This window comes from Streptomyces sp. NPDC088553 (genome assembly GCF_044752965.1).
Taxonomy (GTDB): Bacteria; Actinomycetota; Actinomycetes; order Streptomycetales; family Streptomycetaceae; genus Streptomyces.
On the sequence record NZ_JBIVMG010000002.1, the window covers coordinates 1 to 14,150 of the forward strand.

The following is a 14,150-nucleotide window of genomic DNA, read 5'->3' on the forward strand; positions in this document are numbered from 1 at the left end:
GCGCGCGGTCTCCTGCGGAGACACGACGCGGAGTGACTGCGTCACTCCCAGTGCTGCGGCGCCGCTGCGCAGCGCTCGGCTGGCTGCCTGAGGGGCAGTCACCTTCGGTGTCTGCGGGGTGGTGAGGTGAATCGAGGAGTGCGGGCCATGGGGTGGGGCTAGGTGTTGGCGACCGCTTGTTGCACTCTATGAATTCAGTAAGTGGGTTGTTTCTCTTGGTTATTGATGATCTGTTGGGTGGGGGTCTGGATGTCGGTCCCTGGCGGTACCGGCCGGCAAAGGCATGCTTCCGCTTCGTACCGGAGGGCTCCAGGAGGCATCTGGAGCTCCTCGGACAGCGCTCAGGGGCTCCCTCGGTCCGCAAGAAAGGCTGTCACTCTAAGTAGAGATCGACAGTATCCCTCGACATCAAGTGGTCTAGACCGTACCTACTCGGAATGATCATGCGCGGCACCCCCAGAGTGGACACGTGACGTTCCGAAGCCGGAAGCATGCCGAAAACGCAAAACTGCACCTACCACCAACCCTCACCGCCAGACGGTCATATGACGACAACGCAAAACCTCCACCACCGGCGCCGCCTGGCGACACATCACCAGGCCATACGCAAGGCGCATAAGACAGCCCATCACCCACGCGGAACATCGCACCCTCCAGCACAGAGAACAGCAACAAACACAGGGCCTGCGGCCCCGCACCACAAGCCCCCAAGGCCAACCACAGGGCCCAGGGCCTCGACGTACCCCAAGCCCCAGCAAGCCCGAGGCAGGGCTGCCACCACCAGAACAACCCAGGTGCAGCAGGGGGGCGGGTGCAGGCATACGGCCGTCCTCGATGAGTCACTCACCCGATGACGGCCGGCACCACACAGGCAGGCAGGGCAGCGGGAGCAGCAACGGGCCAGGACGGGCAGGCGTCAGAGGCATTAGACCGCGTATGCAGAAAACGCAACAAGTCACAGCTCTGGAGCTGGGCGTATGCGCAAAACGCAAACACCGCCCTCTTCTTGTCCGTATGCAGGAACTGCATACGGACAAGATCACTCACAACTCAGCCCGCACACCTCAACCCCTCCATGACGCGAGCGCGGGGAGCAGCCACCTGCTCCCCGTCCCGGTGGCGCGTGACAGGACCATCCCCCCGGGAACGGGGAGCAGAGAATGAAATTCGTGGTCGTCGTCGCGACGTTGGGACCATCCCCGCGAACGCGGGCGTAGCAAGGCAAGGCGCACCCGGCCCTCCTAGGCCGTGTATCGAAAGTGGATCTTGAGCTGTGAATGATCACAGTTCATGGGTCGGGGAGATCTCACGGATGAGCAGTGGGCGGCGCTGGAGCCGTTGTTGCCAAAAGGTGCCAGGGCGGGGCGGCCGCCCGTCTGGCCTCGGCGGCGGTTGATCGACGGCATACGGTTCCGGGTCCGGACCGGTGTTCCGTGGCGGGACGTGCCGGTTGAGTACGGACCGTGGGGTCGGGTGTACGACCTCTTCCGCCGGTGGCAACGGGACGGAACCTGGCAGCAGATCCTCACCCGGCTCCAGTCCCTGGCCGACGCGAAGGGCGCGATCACGTGGGACCTGAGCGTCGACTCCACGGTCTGCCGCGCCCACCAGCACGCGGCCGGGGCCCGGAAACAGGGTGACCTGCAGAAGGAACCACCGGGCGGCATCTTCGTCGAGCCTGGTGATCACGCCCTTGGACGCTCGCGCGGCGGATTCACCACCAAGCTGCACCTTGCCGTCGAGCAGGGTCAGAAGCCCATGTCGATCGTGGTCACGGCAGGGCAGCGCGGGGACTCGCCGCAGTTCGAACCCGTGTTGGAGAAGGTCCGCGTGCCCCGCATCGGCCCGGGGCGGCCACGTGTCCGTCCCCACCGGGTCCGCGCCGACAAGGCGTACGCCTCTCGCAGAAACCGCGCTTACCTGCGCCGCCGCGGAATCCTCTGCACCATCCCGGACAAGGCCGACCAGGCACGCAATCGCCAGAAGCTCGGCTCCCGCGGCGGCCGACCGCCACATTTTGACGCGGTCGACTACCGCAAGCGTCACGCGGTCGAGTGCGGGATCAACCGCCTCAAGAGGCACCGCGCCGTCGCCACCCGGTACGACAAACTGGCGGTCCGCTACAAGGCGACCGTCCTCATCGCGGCCATCAACGAGTGGCTGTGATCGGCATCCCGTCGCTAGAGCTCGTAGTCCTGGGCCAGCTCCTCCCAGCGAATGCTGCGCAGCACAAGGTCGGCGTCCTCGCCCGACGGGACATCCAAGCCGGCCTGGAACCAGACCACGGTGAGAGCGGAACGGTGCAGCACCGAGTCGAGCTCAGAGGCGACCGCCGTCGAGCGGAAGGCACCGATGCAGGCCACGGAAGGCAGCACCTCAACGGGGCCGAAGGCGCCGGCAGTCTGGTCCGGGTACTCGAAGGAGGGTGGCACCAGATGGACCGGCGTGGAGGGAAACGCGCGTTCAGCCTGCCGCTGGAGGCCCCTGACCTTCATGTCATTGATGGGCTTGCAGGGGTAGCCCTCCAGCATCCCTCCGTAGGTCGAAGACATTCGCAGCTCGGTGAGCTCGATCGAACGTCCGGACGAGAGGGCTATGTGGCTCAGCGACATGCCGACACCATATGCGCAAGATCCACTTTCGATACACGGCCTAATGTTGAGGCCATCCCTGTGGCGCGGGGAGCAGGCAGCAGACGCCTCGACGCCCGGAGTCGTCCGGGGACCATCCCCGCCGGCCAGGACCAGCCGCCAGCCCATATATACGGCCTCGGGGAACATCGGTACAGCGGTTGTCGGTGAGAACGATCATGGGCGTCTAGCACACTGATCCACTTCGCCGCTGGGGTTCGGTGAAACGCCTCCGGGCCTGTTCTGGGGCTGGCTACGGTCCGGCTCGCCCGGTGGAATTTCTGAGCGACGAGCAGGCCGAGGCGTACGGGACGTTCGCCGAGGAGCTGACGAGGCCCGAGCTGGAGCGGTTCTTCTTCCTGGACGACGTGGACCGGGACTTGATCGCCCTGCGGCGGACGAAGCACCACCGGCTCGGGTTCGCGCTCCAGATGTGCATGGTGCGGTACGTCGGCCTGTTCCTGGAGGACCCGCTCGCGGTGCCGTGGCCAGTGGTCGAGCACCTGGCCGCGCAGCTCGGCATCGAGGACCCGTCGGTGGTCAAGCGGTACACGGAGCGGCGCCAGACGCTGTACGACCACGCGTGGGAGATCCGAGACGCCTACGGCTACCAACCCTACGAGGACGCCGAGTGGGGCCGGCAGTTCCGTACGTTCCTGCATGGCCGGGCGTGGACGCACGCCGAGGGCTCGAAGGTGCTGTTCGACCACGCAGTGGGCTGGCTGCGCCGTCACCGGGTCCTGCTGCCCGGGGTGTGGGTGCTGGCCCGGCAGGTGTCGGAGGCGCGGCAGGTCGCGGAGAAGCGGCTGCACGCCACGGTCGCGGGCGCCGCCCGCCGCGCGGATCCGGCGCTGCCTGGGGTTCTGGTGGCGACGCTGAAGACGCTGGAGGGCTCGCGGTTCTCGGAGCTGGAGCGGCTGCGCCGGCCGCCGACGCGGACCACCGGAACGGCGTTCGCCCCGTGCGCTGGAGCGGGTGGACGAGATCGGCGCGTACCGGCTCGGCCGGCTGAGGCTGTCGCGGATCCCGCCGAACCGGATGGCGGCGCTGGCCCGGTACGCGCTGGGGTCGGAGGCGCCGCTGCTGGAGCGGGCGGCGGAGCCCAAGCGCACGGCGATGCTCACCGCGGTGATGCGGCACCTGGAGGCCAAGGCGATCGACGAGGCCCTGGACCTGTTCCAGGTCCTCATGGCCACCCGCCTGCTGAACACCGCGAAGCGCAAGACGGAGAAGGAGCGGCTGTCGACGCTGCCGCAGCTGGGGAAGGCGTCACGGGTGCTCGCTCGGGCTGCGAAGGTGCTGTTCGAGGAGCTGGAGCTGGTCGAGGAGCAGGAGGCGGACCTGGACGTGGCCGCGCTGTGGGCAGCCGTGGAGGAAGTTGTCCCGCGCGCCACCGTGATGACGGCGGCGGCCACCGTGGTGACCCTGGTGCCCGAGGACGAGAACTCGGCCGAGGTTGCCATGCGGGCCGCGCTCGCGAACCGGTACGCGACGGTGCGTCCGTTCCTCGCGTTGCTGGGTGAGTCGAAGGCGCTGGACGCGGCGAGCGCCGGAGAGCGGGTCCTGGCCGGGGTCCGGGGTCTTCCGGTGCTGGCCTGGCGGAAGGTGGGCGTCAAGCCGCTGTTGCCGCGCGAGGTGGACGACAAGCTGGTGCCGCCCGCGTGGCGCAAGGCGGTGTACGCCAACCCGGATCTGCTGCAGGGCGCGGTGGACCGGGACGCGTACGTGGTGTGCGTGCTGGAGCAGCTGCACCGGGCCCTGAACAACGGCGACGTCTTCGCCGCTCCGTCGCACCGCTGGTCCAACCCGCGGGCCCGCCTGCTGGACGGGCCCGACTGGCACGCGGTCGAGGAGGACGTCCTGGCGGCCCTGAGCCTGGACGTGCCCGTGGAGGAGCACCTGGCGGAGCTGGTGCGGGGCCTGGACGCCGGATGGAAGCAGCTCGCGATGCGCCTTGAGGAGGCGGGGCCGGCGGCGAAGGTCTCCATCGAGGTCCAGGATGACGGTCGGGTGAAGTTGAACGTCGACAAGCTCGGCGCGCTTGGAGAGCCGAGGTCCCTGACCTGGCTGTGCCAGCGGGTCGGGAAGATGCTCCCGAAGATCGACCTGCCGGACCTGCTGTTCGAGGTGAACGCCTGGACCGGGTTCCTCGACGCCTTCGTGCACCTCGGCGACGGCACCACCCGGATGAAGGACCTGCCCACCTCGGTCGTCGCGCTGCTGGTGTCCGAGGCGTGCAACATCGGCCTGGCCCCGGTGGTGAACCCCGGCTATGAGGTCCTGATCCGCGCCCGGCTCGTGCACGTCGACCAGTGCTACCTGTGCGCCGACACCATCGCCGCGGCGAACGCCGCGCTGATTGCCGCCCAGGCCGGCATCCCGATCGTGCGCCACTGGGGCGACGGGCTGCTCGCCTCCGTGGACGGGCTGCGCTTCCAGGTGTCGGTGCGCACCATCAACGCCGCCCCGTCACCGAAGTACTTCGGGTTCAAACGGGGGATCGCCTGGCTCAACGCCGTGAACGACCAGGTCGCGGGCATCGGGCAGATGGTCGTTCCCGGCACCCCGCGTGACTCCCTGCACATCCTGGACGCCCTGCTGAACCTCGACGGTGGGGTGAAGCCGGAGATGGTGGCGACCGACAACGCCTCGTACTCCGACATGGTGTTCGGCCTGTTCAAGATCCTCGGCTACAACTTCAGCCCAGGGTTCCGCGACCTGGACGACCAGCGGTTCTGGCGGGCCACGATGCCCGGCGTCGCAACGGGCACCTACGGTGCGGTGGAGGTCCTCGCCCGCAACCGTGTGAACCTGAACAAGGTGATCACGCACTGGCCGGACATGCTGAAGGTCGCCGGTTCCCTGGTCACCAACCAGCTCCGCGCCTACGAGCTGCTGCGGATGTTCGGCCGCGACGGCCGCCCGACCTCGCTCGGGGCGGCGTTCGCGGAGTGCGGGCGGATCGCCAAGACCGAGCACTTGCTGCGGGTGGTCGACCCGGTGGATGACACCTACCGGCGGCAGATGAACCGGCAGCTCACCGTGCAGGAGTCCCGCCACAAGCTCGCGCGGGACGTGTGCCACGGCAAGCGCGGCACCATCCACCAGGTGTACCGCGACGGGATGGAGGACCAGCCCGGCGCGCTCGGCCTGGTCCTCAATGCCATCGTGCTCTGGACGACGAAGTACATCGACGCCGCCGTCGCGAAGCTGAAGGCCGAGGGCCACGAGATCCGGGACCAGGACATCGCGCGGCTCTCCCCGCTCGAGCACGGCAACCTGAACCTGCTCGGCCGCTACAGCTTCACCGCCTCCACCCCCGCCGCCGGCGCCCTGCGCCCGCTGCGTGACCCGGATGCGCCGGAGCTGGACGAGGACGACGACGGGGGCGGGCTGGACTAGCTCCCGCCCGCTCCCGCACGACCGAGACCGGCGACGGAGGTCAGGTTGCCGGGCACATGGGATCCACCCCGGTTGTTGAGGATCACGCCGAGCCGGTTGGTCGCGTTGATCATGGCGACGAGGGAGACGAGAGCGATAGCCTGCTCCTCGTCGTAGTGCTTGCGCACCTGGGCCCAGGTCTCGTCAGTGACCCCTACATGTTCGTCGATGATGCGGGTGCCCTCCTCGGTGAGGGCCAGCGCGGCCCGCTCGGCGTCGGTGAACACGGTGGAATGCCGCCAGGTGGCGACGAGGCTGAGCCGGGCCGCATCCTCGCCGGCCGCGGCGGCGTCCTTGCTGTGGATGTCGACGCAGAATCCGCACCCGTTGATCTGGCTGGCTCGCAGCTGCACCAACTCCTGGGTGGATTTGGGCAGCGGCGACTCCTGGATGACCTGGCTGACGGCGTAGATCCGCTTCCCGACCTTCGTGCCGAGCTCGGTGTCGAACAGGTTCATACGGGTTTCCATCGGGGTTTCCTCACTCGCGGAATCGTGTGGCTGATGCCCATGAGGCGCCGGGGGCCGCGCTCCTGTGACACGGGGCAGATGTGATGTGGGCCACAGGGCGCGGCTGTCACGGAACTGGGGTTAGCGGCGTCCCGTGTACGACATGCACTACACGTAGCGCGACAGAAGTCGGGAGCTGACGATGGCGGACAGGGATGCCGGCACCGATGCGGGGGCGGCCACGACCACGGCCACGGATACCTTCGTCGCCCACCGCAATCTGCTGTTCACGGTGGCCTACGAGATGCTGGGCTCGGCAGCCGATGCCGAGGACGTGCTCCAGGAGACGTGGCTGCGCTGGTCGGGCGTCGAGCACACCGCAATCCGCGACCCACGCGCCTTCCTGGTCCGCATCACCACCCGCCAGTCCCTGACCCGCCTTCGCACACTCCGCCGCCGCAAGGAGTCCTACGTCGGCCCGTGGCTGCCCGAGCCGCTGCTTATCGCGCCCGACGTGGCCGAGGACGTCGAGCTCGCGGACAGCGTCTCCATGGCGATGCTCCTCGTGCTGGAGACCCTCACGCCGACCGAGCGTGCCGTGTTCGTGCTGCGGGACGTCTTCGACCTGGACTACGACGAGATCGCGCTGGCCGTCGACAAGACCCCGCCCGCCGTCCGCCAGATCGCGCATCGCGCCCGCACTCACGTCGCCGCGCGCCGTCCTCGCGAGACAGTCTCCCCGTCCCAGACGCGCGACGCGCTCGCGGCCTTCCAGCAAGCGGTGGAAACAGGTGACTTGACCCGGCTCCTCGACATGATCGCCCCGGACGTCGTCCTTCTGACGGACGGCGGCGGAGTCGTCCGGGCCGCCGTGGAACCGGTGGTGGGCGTGGCCGACGTGACCGAGGTCCTGGCCAGGCTCAGCGGCGCCCTGCTGCAACCGACCCTGGTGAACGGCCACCCGGCCCTGATCATCCGCTGCGACGGCCGGATCGACACGGTCGTGGCCCTCCGCCTGGACGCCGGCCTCATCACCGGCCTCTACGCCGTCCGCAATCCAGAGAAGCTGTCACGCATGAACCGCGAGACGGCGATGGGCCGCTGACGCCGGGACCGCCGCCTGGGCTCCAGCGACGGAACAGGTCGTACACCCCAGGCCACGGACCGTACGGCTTGGGCACGCCGCGCCACGGCACACCCGCCTGCGTCCGGAGACCGTATCCCGTCGATGAGGTCCTCTAACTACCAGCCGCCCAGGAAGTGATGGCCTCCGGGTCAGCCTTACCTGTCGGCAAACGATCGTTTGACGACAGGTGGGCGGCGCGTCCAATGAACCCGTGCAATCCGGGGGTTCGGGGCGGCGCGAATCGAATCAGATCCGATGGTGATTGCTGACAGGGTTTGACGACAGATTTGGTCCGATCCTCCGCACGGAAGGGGCCTCTCGGTGGCGAACCTGGTCTACAAGCGGGTCTCGACGGACCAGCAGTCCACCGCCCGGCAGGACCTCGTCCTGGCCGGGGCAGGGATCGAGGACCCGGTCGTCTTCGAGGAGGACCCGGGCATCTCCAGCCGTCTCCACCCGCTCCAGCGTCCGAAGTTCGGCGCACTGCTCACCTGCGCGCGGCCGGGCGACACCGTGCACATCTCGGAGATGTTCCGCCTCGTACGCGGCAACCAGCACATTCTCGACGTGCTCGACGTCCTGCACCGAGACCGTCTCGCGCTACGCATCCACGACGGCGCGTTCTCCGCGATGGACCTCACAGCCCGCCACCCGCGCACCGGCGAGCTGCTGTCCACCGTGCAGTTCATGGTGCAGTCCCTCGCCGCCGCCGGCGAACTCCAACGCGACCTGCAGCGTGAGCTGACCTACGACGGGCTGCGCGCCGCCGAGGCCAAGGGCAGCAAGGGCGGACGCCGCCCCGCCGTCGCGGCCGCGCAGACCGCCGGCGTACGCACCGCGTACCTGGAGGGCCGCTCCATCGCGGCCCTGGCCCGCGACCACCGGGTCAGCCGCGGCGCGATCCGCACGGCCGTCGCCGACCTGCTTCCTGACCACGCCGCCGAAGAGAGCACGCCCGCCCCGGAGTTGCCGGTCACCCTCGACATGCCGGGCAAGGTCGCCGACTACCTCCGCACCACCGAGCTGGAGCCTGCCGAGCGGGCCGCACTCGACCAGGGCGTGGCCGTACGGCGCGGCCAGGGCTGCACCCTGCGCGTCAGCGCCGTCCCCGCCGTGCACCGCCAGCTTCTCGCCCGCTGCCAGCCGCTCGACGGCGTCCAGGGCGCCCCGGCGGTTCCGGCCCAGCGCAAGGCACGCCGCGAGTACGAGAACCGCGTCGGCACCCTCGTGCCCTGATCAAGATCGTTCTCGCCGATAACCGCTGCACCGATGTTCCCCGAGACCGATATAGCCGACCCGGCCCCATGGACCATCCCCTCCAGGGCGGGAGCAGCGGGCCCAGCAGCACCGGCGCCGGGGCTGTCGGCGTACACGTGAACGTGCAGGGCCCGCGTACGGATGAACGTGCAGGGTTGCTGATGTGCTGAGGTTCAGGGTTCGGCACTCTGCTGCCTGTTGGTCGAGGTCGCAGTGGGGTGGCCGTGGCCTTGGATCCGCAGCGCCGGCTGGAACTACGGCGTTTCCGTGGCCTGGTCGAGTCCGGAGCCATGAGTCTGACCGAGGTCGCCAAGGAGACGGGCCTGAACTGGCGGACGGTCAGGAAGTACCTGTCGCCCGCTGGACCCGCCTCGCGCCGCGGCGGTCACCGAACGGCCGGTCACGGGTCAGGGTCATCGACGACGGGTCAAGGTCACCGACGAGTTCGCACCGCTGGTCGACTCGATGCTGCGGGCGGAGATCTTGATGAAGGCCGCGGTGATCCACGAGCGGCTGGCCGCGGAGTACGGGTTCACTGGCAACTACCAGCGGACCAAGCTCTACGTCGTCGAGGTCGGGTCTCTCACCGGCTTACACCAACACCTCGCGCCCTTCGGCCAGCGCCCGCCAACTGTTCGCGAACTGAACCGGGTTGTACCTCAAGGACAGCGAAGCCGAACCGGTCCCCCGCTGCCCAGCCCTGCTGCTGAGCCTGCACCCAGCGTGTCCCGTCGGAATCGTTGTCCACGACAGAGCTCGCCCACCGGCGCAGTGCCCGATCCCGGCTCACCTCGACCATGCGGCAACGTCCTCCATGCACCAGGGACGAAGAACGAGAGCGGGAGAGACCGGCGAGGCGGTCACCTGAAGTACGACCGGGGACTCATCGACCGATGATGTGCGGCGGCGTTTTCACCCGACGCCGGCCGCATCCGCCCCATGCCGCCTTGTGACCGCCCCGTCATTGCCGTGTCCGGGCGCGCAGAGCCTGGACGGACCAGTCGAACACCGGAGCCAGGCTCTCCGGGGCCGGCCAGCCGTTGACCACTGCGAGCAGCTGGAGGTACCGCTCCCAGCGCGGATCGTTCACGCTCTCCAGCCGAGTAGCCAGCCAGCGGCGTAGCTCGACGTCGTCGGGGCGGCCGAGGGGGTGCGCGTAGTACGCCGTGAACTGCGCGACGATCGGATCAGCCTGGGGCGAGGCCGGGTCGATGCCGGCGGCCAGGGCCGGGCCGGCCTGGTCACGGACGGCTGCGGTGATGTCGCGGCGCGGGACCGTCATGCCGCTTCGGGCCTGCTCGGCGGCCTGGTCCTCGGCCATCCGCCGCACGACGGCGCGGAAACCCGGGTCCAGGGACATTTCGGCCAGCTCCACCCACGCCTGGACCTGCTCTGTCTTCGGGTTACGGGGCAACTCGGGGGTCATCGAGCGCATGACCCCCGCAAAGGTGGGGGCGGCGTCAAGGCCGCCGAAGACGGCGTCGAGGAAATCGCCGGTCAGACGGCTGCGTTCGTCCTCGGAAAGCCGGGCCAGCTGGTGCATGATTTCCGTCTCCTCAGGTGTGGACCCGCGCTCGGCCACCGCCGTCAGCACCGCGCGCCGCAGGCGAAGGACGCGGATCTGCACCGTCAGTGCTTCGGCGTGCGCTGCGGCGGCCTCCGGAAGCGAGAGCTCGCGGTCCACGACCTTGCGGATCGTGGGAAGGTCCAGTCCCAGCTCGCGCAGGGTGCGTACGAGGTCCAGGCGTGCGACGGCGTCGATGTTGTAGAGGCGGTAGCCGGCCGGGCTGCGGTCCGTCGGCGCCACGATTCCGCGATCGGAGTAGAACCGAATGGTCTTGACCGTGAGACCGGTCCGTCGAGCAAGTTCGCCGATCGAGTAGAGGGTGTCGCCGTTCATGTCCCCACCTTCGTGTCTCCTCCTACGGGAGACTCAAGTCCCTTCGCCTGTCGGCAGGCAAGCACTTCTCATCCACGAGTCTTGACAATTCCTCTTGCCGGACCAGGGCGGGCGGCTCGCCGTCGGTGCGCTGCCCGGGGCGGAACAGGAGGTCTGGTCGGTCAGTTGCGCGAGCCGAGCTCCTTGGGGCCGTAGAGGGCCGCGGGCTTTGTGGTGAGCAAGGCCCAGTAGCGGTCCCCGAAGGACCAGTGCCACCACTCCGTGGGGTACACCAGCCCTGCGGCCGTGAGCACGGTGCCCAGCAGCTTCCGGTTGGCGCGGGCTTCCTCGCTGATGTCCGGGGCGTGGGTGTAGCAGGCGCCGGCGCTGTCCTCCGGGTCCGCGTTCATGCGCGTGCCCAGGTCCAATTCGTGTCCGTCGGCATCGGCGAGGGTGAGGTCGACGGCCGCGCCGGCGCTGTGGGGCGCGATGTCGGGGGGGGTGAGACGTACCTGCTCGCCGCCGAGTGGATCTCGGGGGAGGACCAGTCGGGGTTGGCGGCTCGCAGTCGGCCTGCGCACTCCTCGAAGTACTCCTGCTGGAGGGAGGGGGGTCGGTATCCCTCGACGATCAGCAGCCGGATGTCCGCCGGCAGCGTCGTCTGTGCCGTGAGCAGCCGCTCCAGCACGCCTTCCCGCAGGTGCGCGAAGGCGTCCGCCGGGTCCTGCTTGCGGGTGTCGACGAGCAGTCGGCCGCCGGGGCGGACGTCCACGAGGTGTTCGCCGTTCTCGATCAGGGGCACGGCGGCGACCTTCGGACCCGACATCAGGACGATCGCGTTCATGGCGCCGCCCTTCGTCCGGCCGGTGTGGCCGGGGGGCGCACGCCGAACCACTGCTCGGCGCCGTACTCCTCGTACCGCTCGACCTCAGTGAAGCCCAGTCTCGCCGCGAGGCGCATCGCCCGGTCGTTGGCGTTCTGGATGGAGAGCACCACGGTTCGCCGGGCCGTGCGCCGGTGAACCAGTCGAGTGCCGCTGCGCACGCCTCGAAGGCGTACCCGCGTCCCCACGCCTGGGGCAGGAACAGGTAACCGAGTTCGGTCTCTCCGGCCTCGGGGCGGAGGTGTCCCAGGCGCTCGGCGCCGCGGGGGTCGAGCGTGATCATGCCGATCATCGTTCCGTCGAGTTCGACCACGAAACAGCCTGGGCGCCGGCCGGGCACTTCGTGTATCGCGCGTTCAAGTTCGTCGCGAGTCCGGGCGACGCCGATGCAGGTGCCCACCTCGGGTGAGGCAAGCAGCTCGACGAAGGCCGTACGGTCCCGGGCCTCGGACGCGCGGAGCACGAGTCGTTCGGTGGGTATCGGAGTCGTCGGCCAGGTGAAGGTTCCAGGTTCGATCATGGCGGGAACCGATCGCCCGCCCCGCGAGGACGATCGGCGGAGAAGCCTGGCGCCTGCTTGGCGCTTTTCCGGCGGTCTGCAACCGGGAGCGCTTCGGCGCGCGTGTCGATGATCTGAGAAGCGAGCGCGGAGCGGAACCGGCGGGACGGCGAAGTGAGCGCGGGGCGGCGAACGGACGGAAGGCGGCACAGCGTGGGTCGCGAGCAGGTTCTCGAAGCGTTTCAGCTGGAATGCGGAGCCCTCGGCGACGCCGTGGCCGGACTGTCCGAGGCCGAGTGGAACCTTCCGACACGCTGCGCTCCTTGGACCGTACGCGGCCTGCTCGGGCACGTGTGCGTGGTGATCGACTGGCTTCCGGCCATGCTGGACGCGCCGGAGCCCGGCGAGGCGGAGATCTCCGCGGTGGAGTACTACCGCCCGGACGAGCGCTTCTCACCGCAGAGCAACGGAAAGCGGATCGCCCTGGCCCAGGACCGTGCGGCGAGGCCGGCCGACGGCGCCGCCTTCGCCGAGGACTTCGCCGCGACGTGGCGGCGGGCCTACCGGCTATGCCGGGACCAACCCGGGGGCCGGACCGTGCGGACACGTCATGGCGACGCCATGCTCCTGTCGGAGTTCGTCCTCACCCGCGTCGTGGAAGTCGCCGTCCACGGTCTCGACCTGGCCGACGCACTCGGGCGCGAAGCGTGGCTCACCCCGGCGGGCGGTGACGCCGTGGCGGAGCTGCTCCTGGGCGCGGAGCACGCCACGGCGGCCGACAAGCTGGGGTGGAGCCGTTCCCGCTTGCTGGGCAAGGCCACTGGCCGGGAGCCGCTGAACGAGTCGGAGGCCGCGCAGGTCGAACGGCTCGGCATCCGCTGGCTCGCCTTGGGCTGATTTCCGTGTACCAAGTGGTCTGGGTCGGAGACCGCGCCGAGGTGGTGGTGGCTGGTCATGTGGCACCAGGCGGGCAGGTCGAGAGGGGTGGCCGGGAGGTGCTCGGGGCGGCGCGGTCGATCTACTTGCGTTGGCTCACCTGCGGCTTCGCGCTCTATGGGGCGTAGCTGATCGTCTCAGGACGAGGTTCGCAGGCGGCGCTGGCATATGAGGCTGCAGGCCAGTTCGGGCAGGCCCTGTTGGAGATCGGCGCGTCGTTCGTAGCGGGTGCGGAGCCGTTTGAACTGGTGCAGCGAGGCGAGGGCGGGCTCGACCACCCAGCGCACCTTGCCCAGTCCGGAGCCGTGGGCGGCGCCGCGCCGGGCGATCAGCGGCTTGATGCCGCGCTTCCACGGCAGGCGGCGGTACTTGTCGAAGTTGTAGCCCCGGTCCGTATACGGGTGCCGGGGCCTGCGGCGGGGAGGTCCGCGCAGGCCCCGGATCGGCGGAACGGCGTGCAGTAGCGGCAGCTGCTGGGTGATGTCGTGCTGGTTGCCGGCGGTGAGGGTTGCGGCGAGCGGGGTTCCGTGGCGGTCGACGATCGGGTGGTTTTGGAGCCTGGGCGGGCGCGGTCGACGGGCGAGGGGCGAGGGGCCGACGTGATCCCCTCTTGGAGGGCCCGGGTGTGTGGTCCATCCTCGGAGCAGTCGTCGAGGTTCAGCTGGTTGGCGCGGCGCAGTTCGGTCAGCAGGGCGGCGTGCAGGTGTGGCCAGACGCCAGCCTCGGTCCAGCCGCGCAGTCGGCGCCTGGGTGTCACTCCGGAGCAGCCCACCGTTTCTGCGGGAACGTCACGCCGCGCGATACCGGTCCGCAGCACGAACAGGACGTCGGCGAGTGGGGCCCGGTCCGGAGCGCGAAGCCGCCCGGGTTGCCGGGCGCCGTTCGGGAGCGGGCGGCAGCAGTGGGGCGACCCGCTCCCGCAGGTCATCGGGAACAAGATCAGCAGGCACGCCGGACGCCCTGCCGACCAAGATCGTCGAGTGCAAGATCTGCGAATCAACTCATTCTGAAACGATCAGTAAGGCGGCCCATCAGCCGCGCCGAGGATCG

7 protein-coding genes and 5 pseudogenes are annotated in these 14,150 nt (G+C 69.3%); 6 read left to right on the top strand and 6 right to left on the bottom strand.

What is annotated here, in order from left to right; all coding sequences use genetic code 11:
• Positions 1 to 1,290 precede the first annotated feature (1,290 nt).
• On the top strand, positions 1,291 to 2,166 hold the full coding sequence (locus ACIP8Z_RS05170; RefSeq protein ID WP_402078948.1) for an IS5 family transposase: 876 nt from the start codon (positions 1,291 to 1,293) through the stop codon (positions 2,164 to 2,166).
• Between the two features lie 14 nt (positions 2,167 to 2,180).
• Here the strand turns inward: ACIP8Z_RS05170 and ACIP8Z_RS05175 are convergent, their stop codons facing one another.
• Positions 2,181 to 2,612 (bottom strand): hypothetical protein, encoded by a 432-nt coding sequence (locus ACIP8Z_RS05175; RefSeq protein ID WP_402078950.1) that lies wholly within the window; start codon positions 2,610 to 2,612, stop codon positions 2,181 to 2,183.
• 290 nt (positions 2,613 to 2,902) lie between these two features.
• On the opposite strand from ACIP8Z_RS05175, the pseudogene ACIP8Z_RS05180 reads away from it, so the two are divergent.
• Positions 2,903 to 6,032 (top strand): annotated as a pseudogene (locus tag ACIP8Z_RS05180) (Tn3 family transposase).
• Here the strand turns inward: ACIP8Z_RS05180 and ACIP8Z_RS05185 are convergent.
• Entirely contained in the window at positions 6,029 to 6,541 is a 513-nt protein-coding gene (locus ACIP8Z_RS05185; RefSeq protein WP_402078953.1) for a carboxymuconolactone decarboxylase family protein, read from the bottom strand. The pseudogene ACIP8Z_RS05180 and the gene ACIP8Z_RS05185 overlap by 4 nt on opposite strands.
• Before the next feature lie 181 nt (positions 6,542 to 6,722).
• Here ACIP8Z_RS05185 and ACIP8Z_RS05190 point away from each other — a divergent pair, with 181 nt between their 5' ends.
• The 3 genes and pseudogenes from ACIP8Z_RS05190 to ACIP8Z_RS05200 all read left to right on the top strand — a co-directional run.
• Entirely contained in the window at positions 6,723 to 7,625 is a 903-nt protein-coding gene (locus tag ACIP8Z_RS05190) for an RNA polymerase sigma-70 factor (protein WP_402078956.1), read from the top strand.
• A 342-nt stretch (positions 7,626 to 7,967) separates the two neighbouring features.
• Positions 7,968 to 8,882, top strand: a complete 915-nt coding sequence (locus tag ACIP8Z_RS05195) for a recombinase family protein (protein ID WP_402078958.1) — start codon at positions 7,968 to 7,970, stop codon at positions 8,880 to 8,882.
• Between the two features lie 245 nt (positions 8,883 to 9,127).
• Positions 9,128 to 9,476 (top strand): annotated as a pseudogene (locus ACIP8Z_RS05200) (IS21 family transposase); the annotation flags it as partial.
• A gap of 388 nt (positions 9,477 to 9,864) precedes the next feature.
• On the opposite strand, the gene ACIP8Z_RS05205 reads toward ACIP8Z_RS05200, so the two are convergent.
• The 3 genes and pseudogenes from ACIP8Z_RS05205 to ACIP8Z_RS05215 form a co-directional block, all read right to left on the bottom strand.
• Positions 9,865 to 10,803 carry a MerR family transcriptional regulator gene (locus ACIP8Z_RS05205; protein ID WP_402078961.1) on the bottom strand — a complete coding sequence of 313 codons (939 nt, stop codon included), beginning with the start codon at positions 10,801 to 10,803 and terminating at the stop codon, positions 9,865 to 9,867.
• A 161-nt stretch (positions 10,804 to 10,964) separates the two neighbouring features.
• Positions 10,965 to 11,626: pseudogene (locus ACIP8Z_RS05210) on the bottom strand (M15 family metallopeptidase).
• Positions 11,623 to 12,185, bottom strand: a pseudogene (locus tag ACIP8Z_RS05215) (GNAT family N-acetyltransferase). Before ACIP8Z_RS05215 ends, ACIP8Z_RS05210 begins: the two co-directional pseudogenes overlap by 4 nt.
• Before the next feature lie 192 nt (positions 12,186 to 12,377).
• Here ACIP8Z_RS05215 and ACIP8Z_RS05220 point away from each other — a divergent pair.
• A complete protein-coding gene (locus ACIP8Z_RS05220) occupies positions 12,378 to 13,061 on the top strand; it encodes a maleylpyruvate isomerase family mycothiol-dependent enzyme (RefSeq protein ID WP_402078964.1) in 684 nt (227 codons plus the stop codon).
• A 176-nt stretch (positions 13,062 to 13,237) separates the two neighbouring features.
• Here the strand turns inward: ACIP8Z_RS05220 and ACIP8Z_RS05225 are convergent.
• Positions 13,238 to 14,050, bottom strand: a pseudogene (locus ACIP8Z_RS05225) (IS5 family transposase).
• Positions 14,051 to 14,150 lie beyond the last annotated feature (100 nt).

What these genes read in the sequence shown, in the direction of transcription:
- ACIP8Z_RS05205 (WP_402078961.1), bottom strand. Translation starts at nt 10,803, where the DNA reads ATGAACGGCGACACCCTCTACTCGATCGGCGAACTTGCTCGACGGACC.
- ACIP8Z_RS05175 (WP_402078950.1), bottom strand. Translation starts at nt 2,612, where the DNA reads ATGTCGCTGAGCCACATAGCCCTCTCGTCCGGACGTTCGATCGAGCTC.
- ACIP8Z_RS05190 (WP_402078956.1), top strand. Translation starts at nt 6,723, where the DNA reads ATGGCGGACAGGGATGCCGGCACCGATGCGGGGGCGGCCACGACCACG.
- ACIP8Z_RS05185 (WP_402078953.1), bottom strand. Translation starts at nt 6,541, where the DNA reads ATGGAAACCCGTATGAACCTGTTCGACACCGAGCTCGGCACGAAGGTC.
- ACIP8Z_RS05170 (WP_402078948.1), top strand. Translation starts at nt 1,291, where the DNA reads ATGGGTCGGGGAGATCTCACGGATGAGCAGTGGGCGGCGCTGGAGCCG.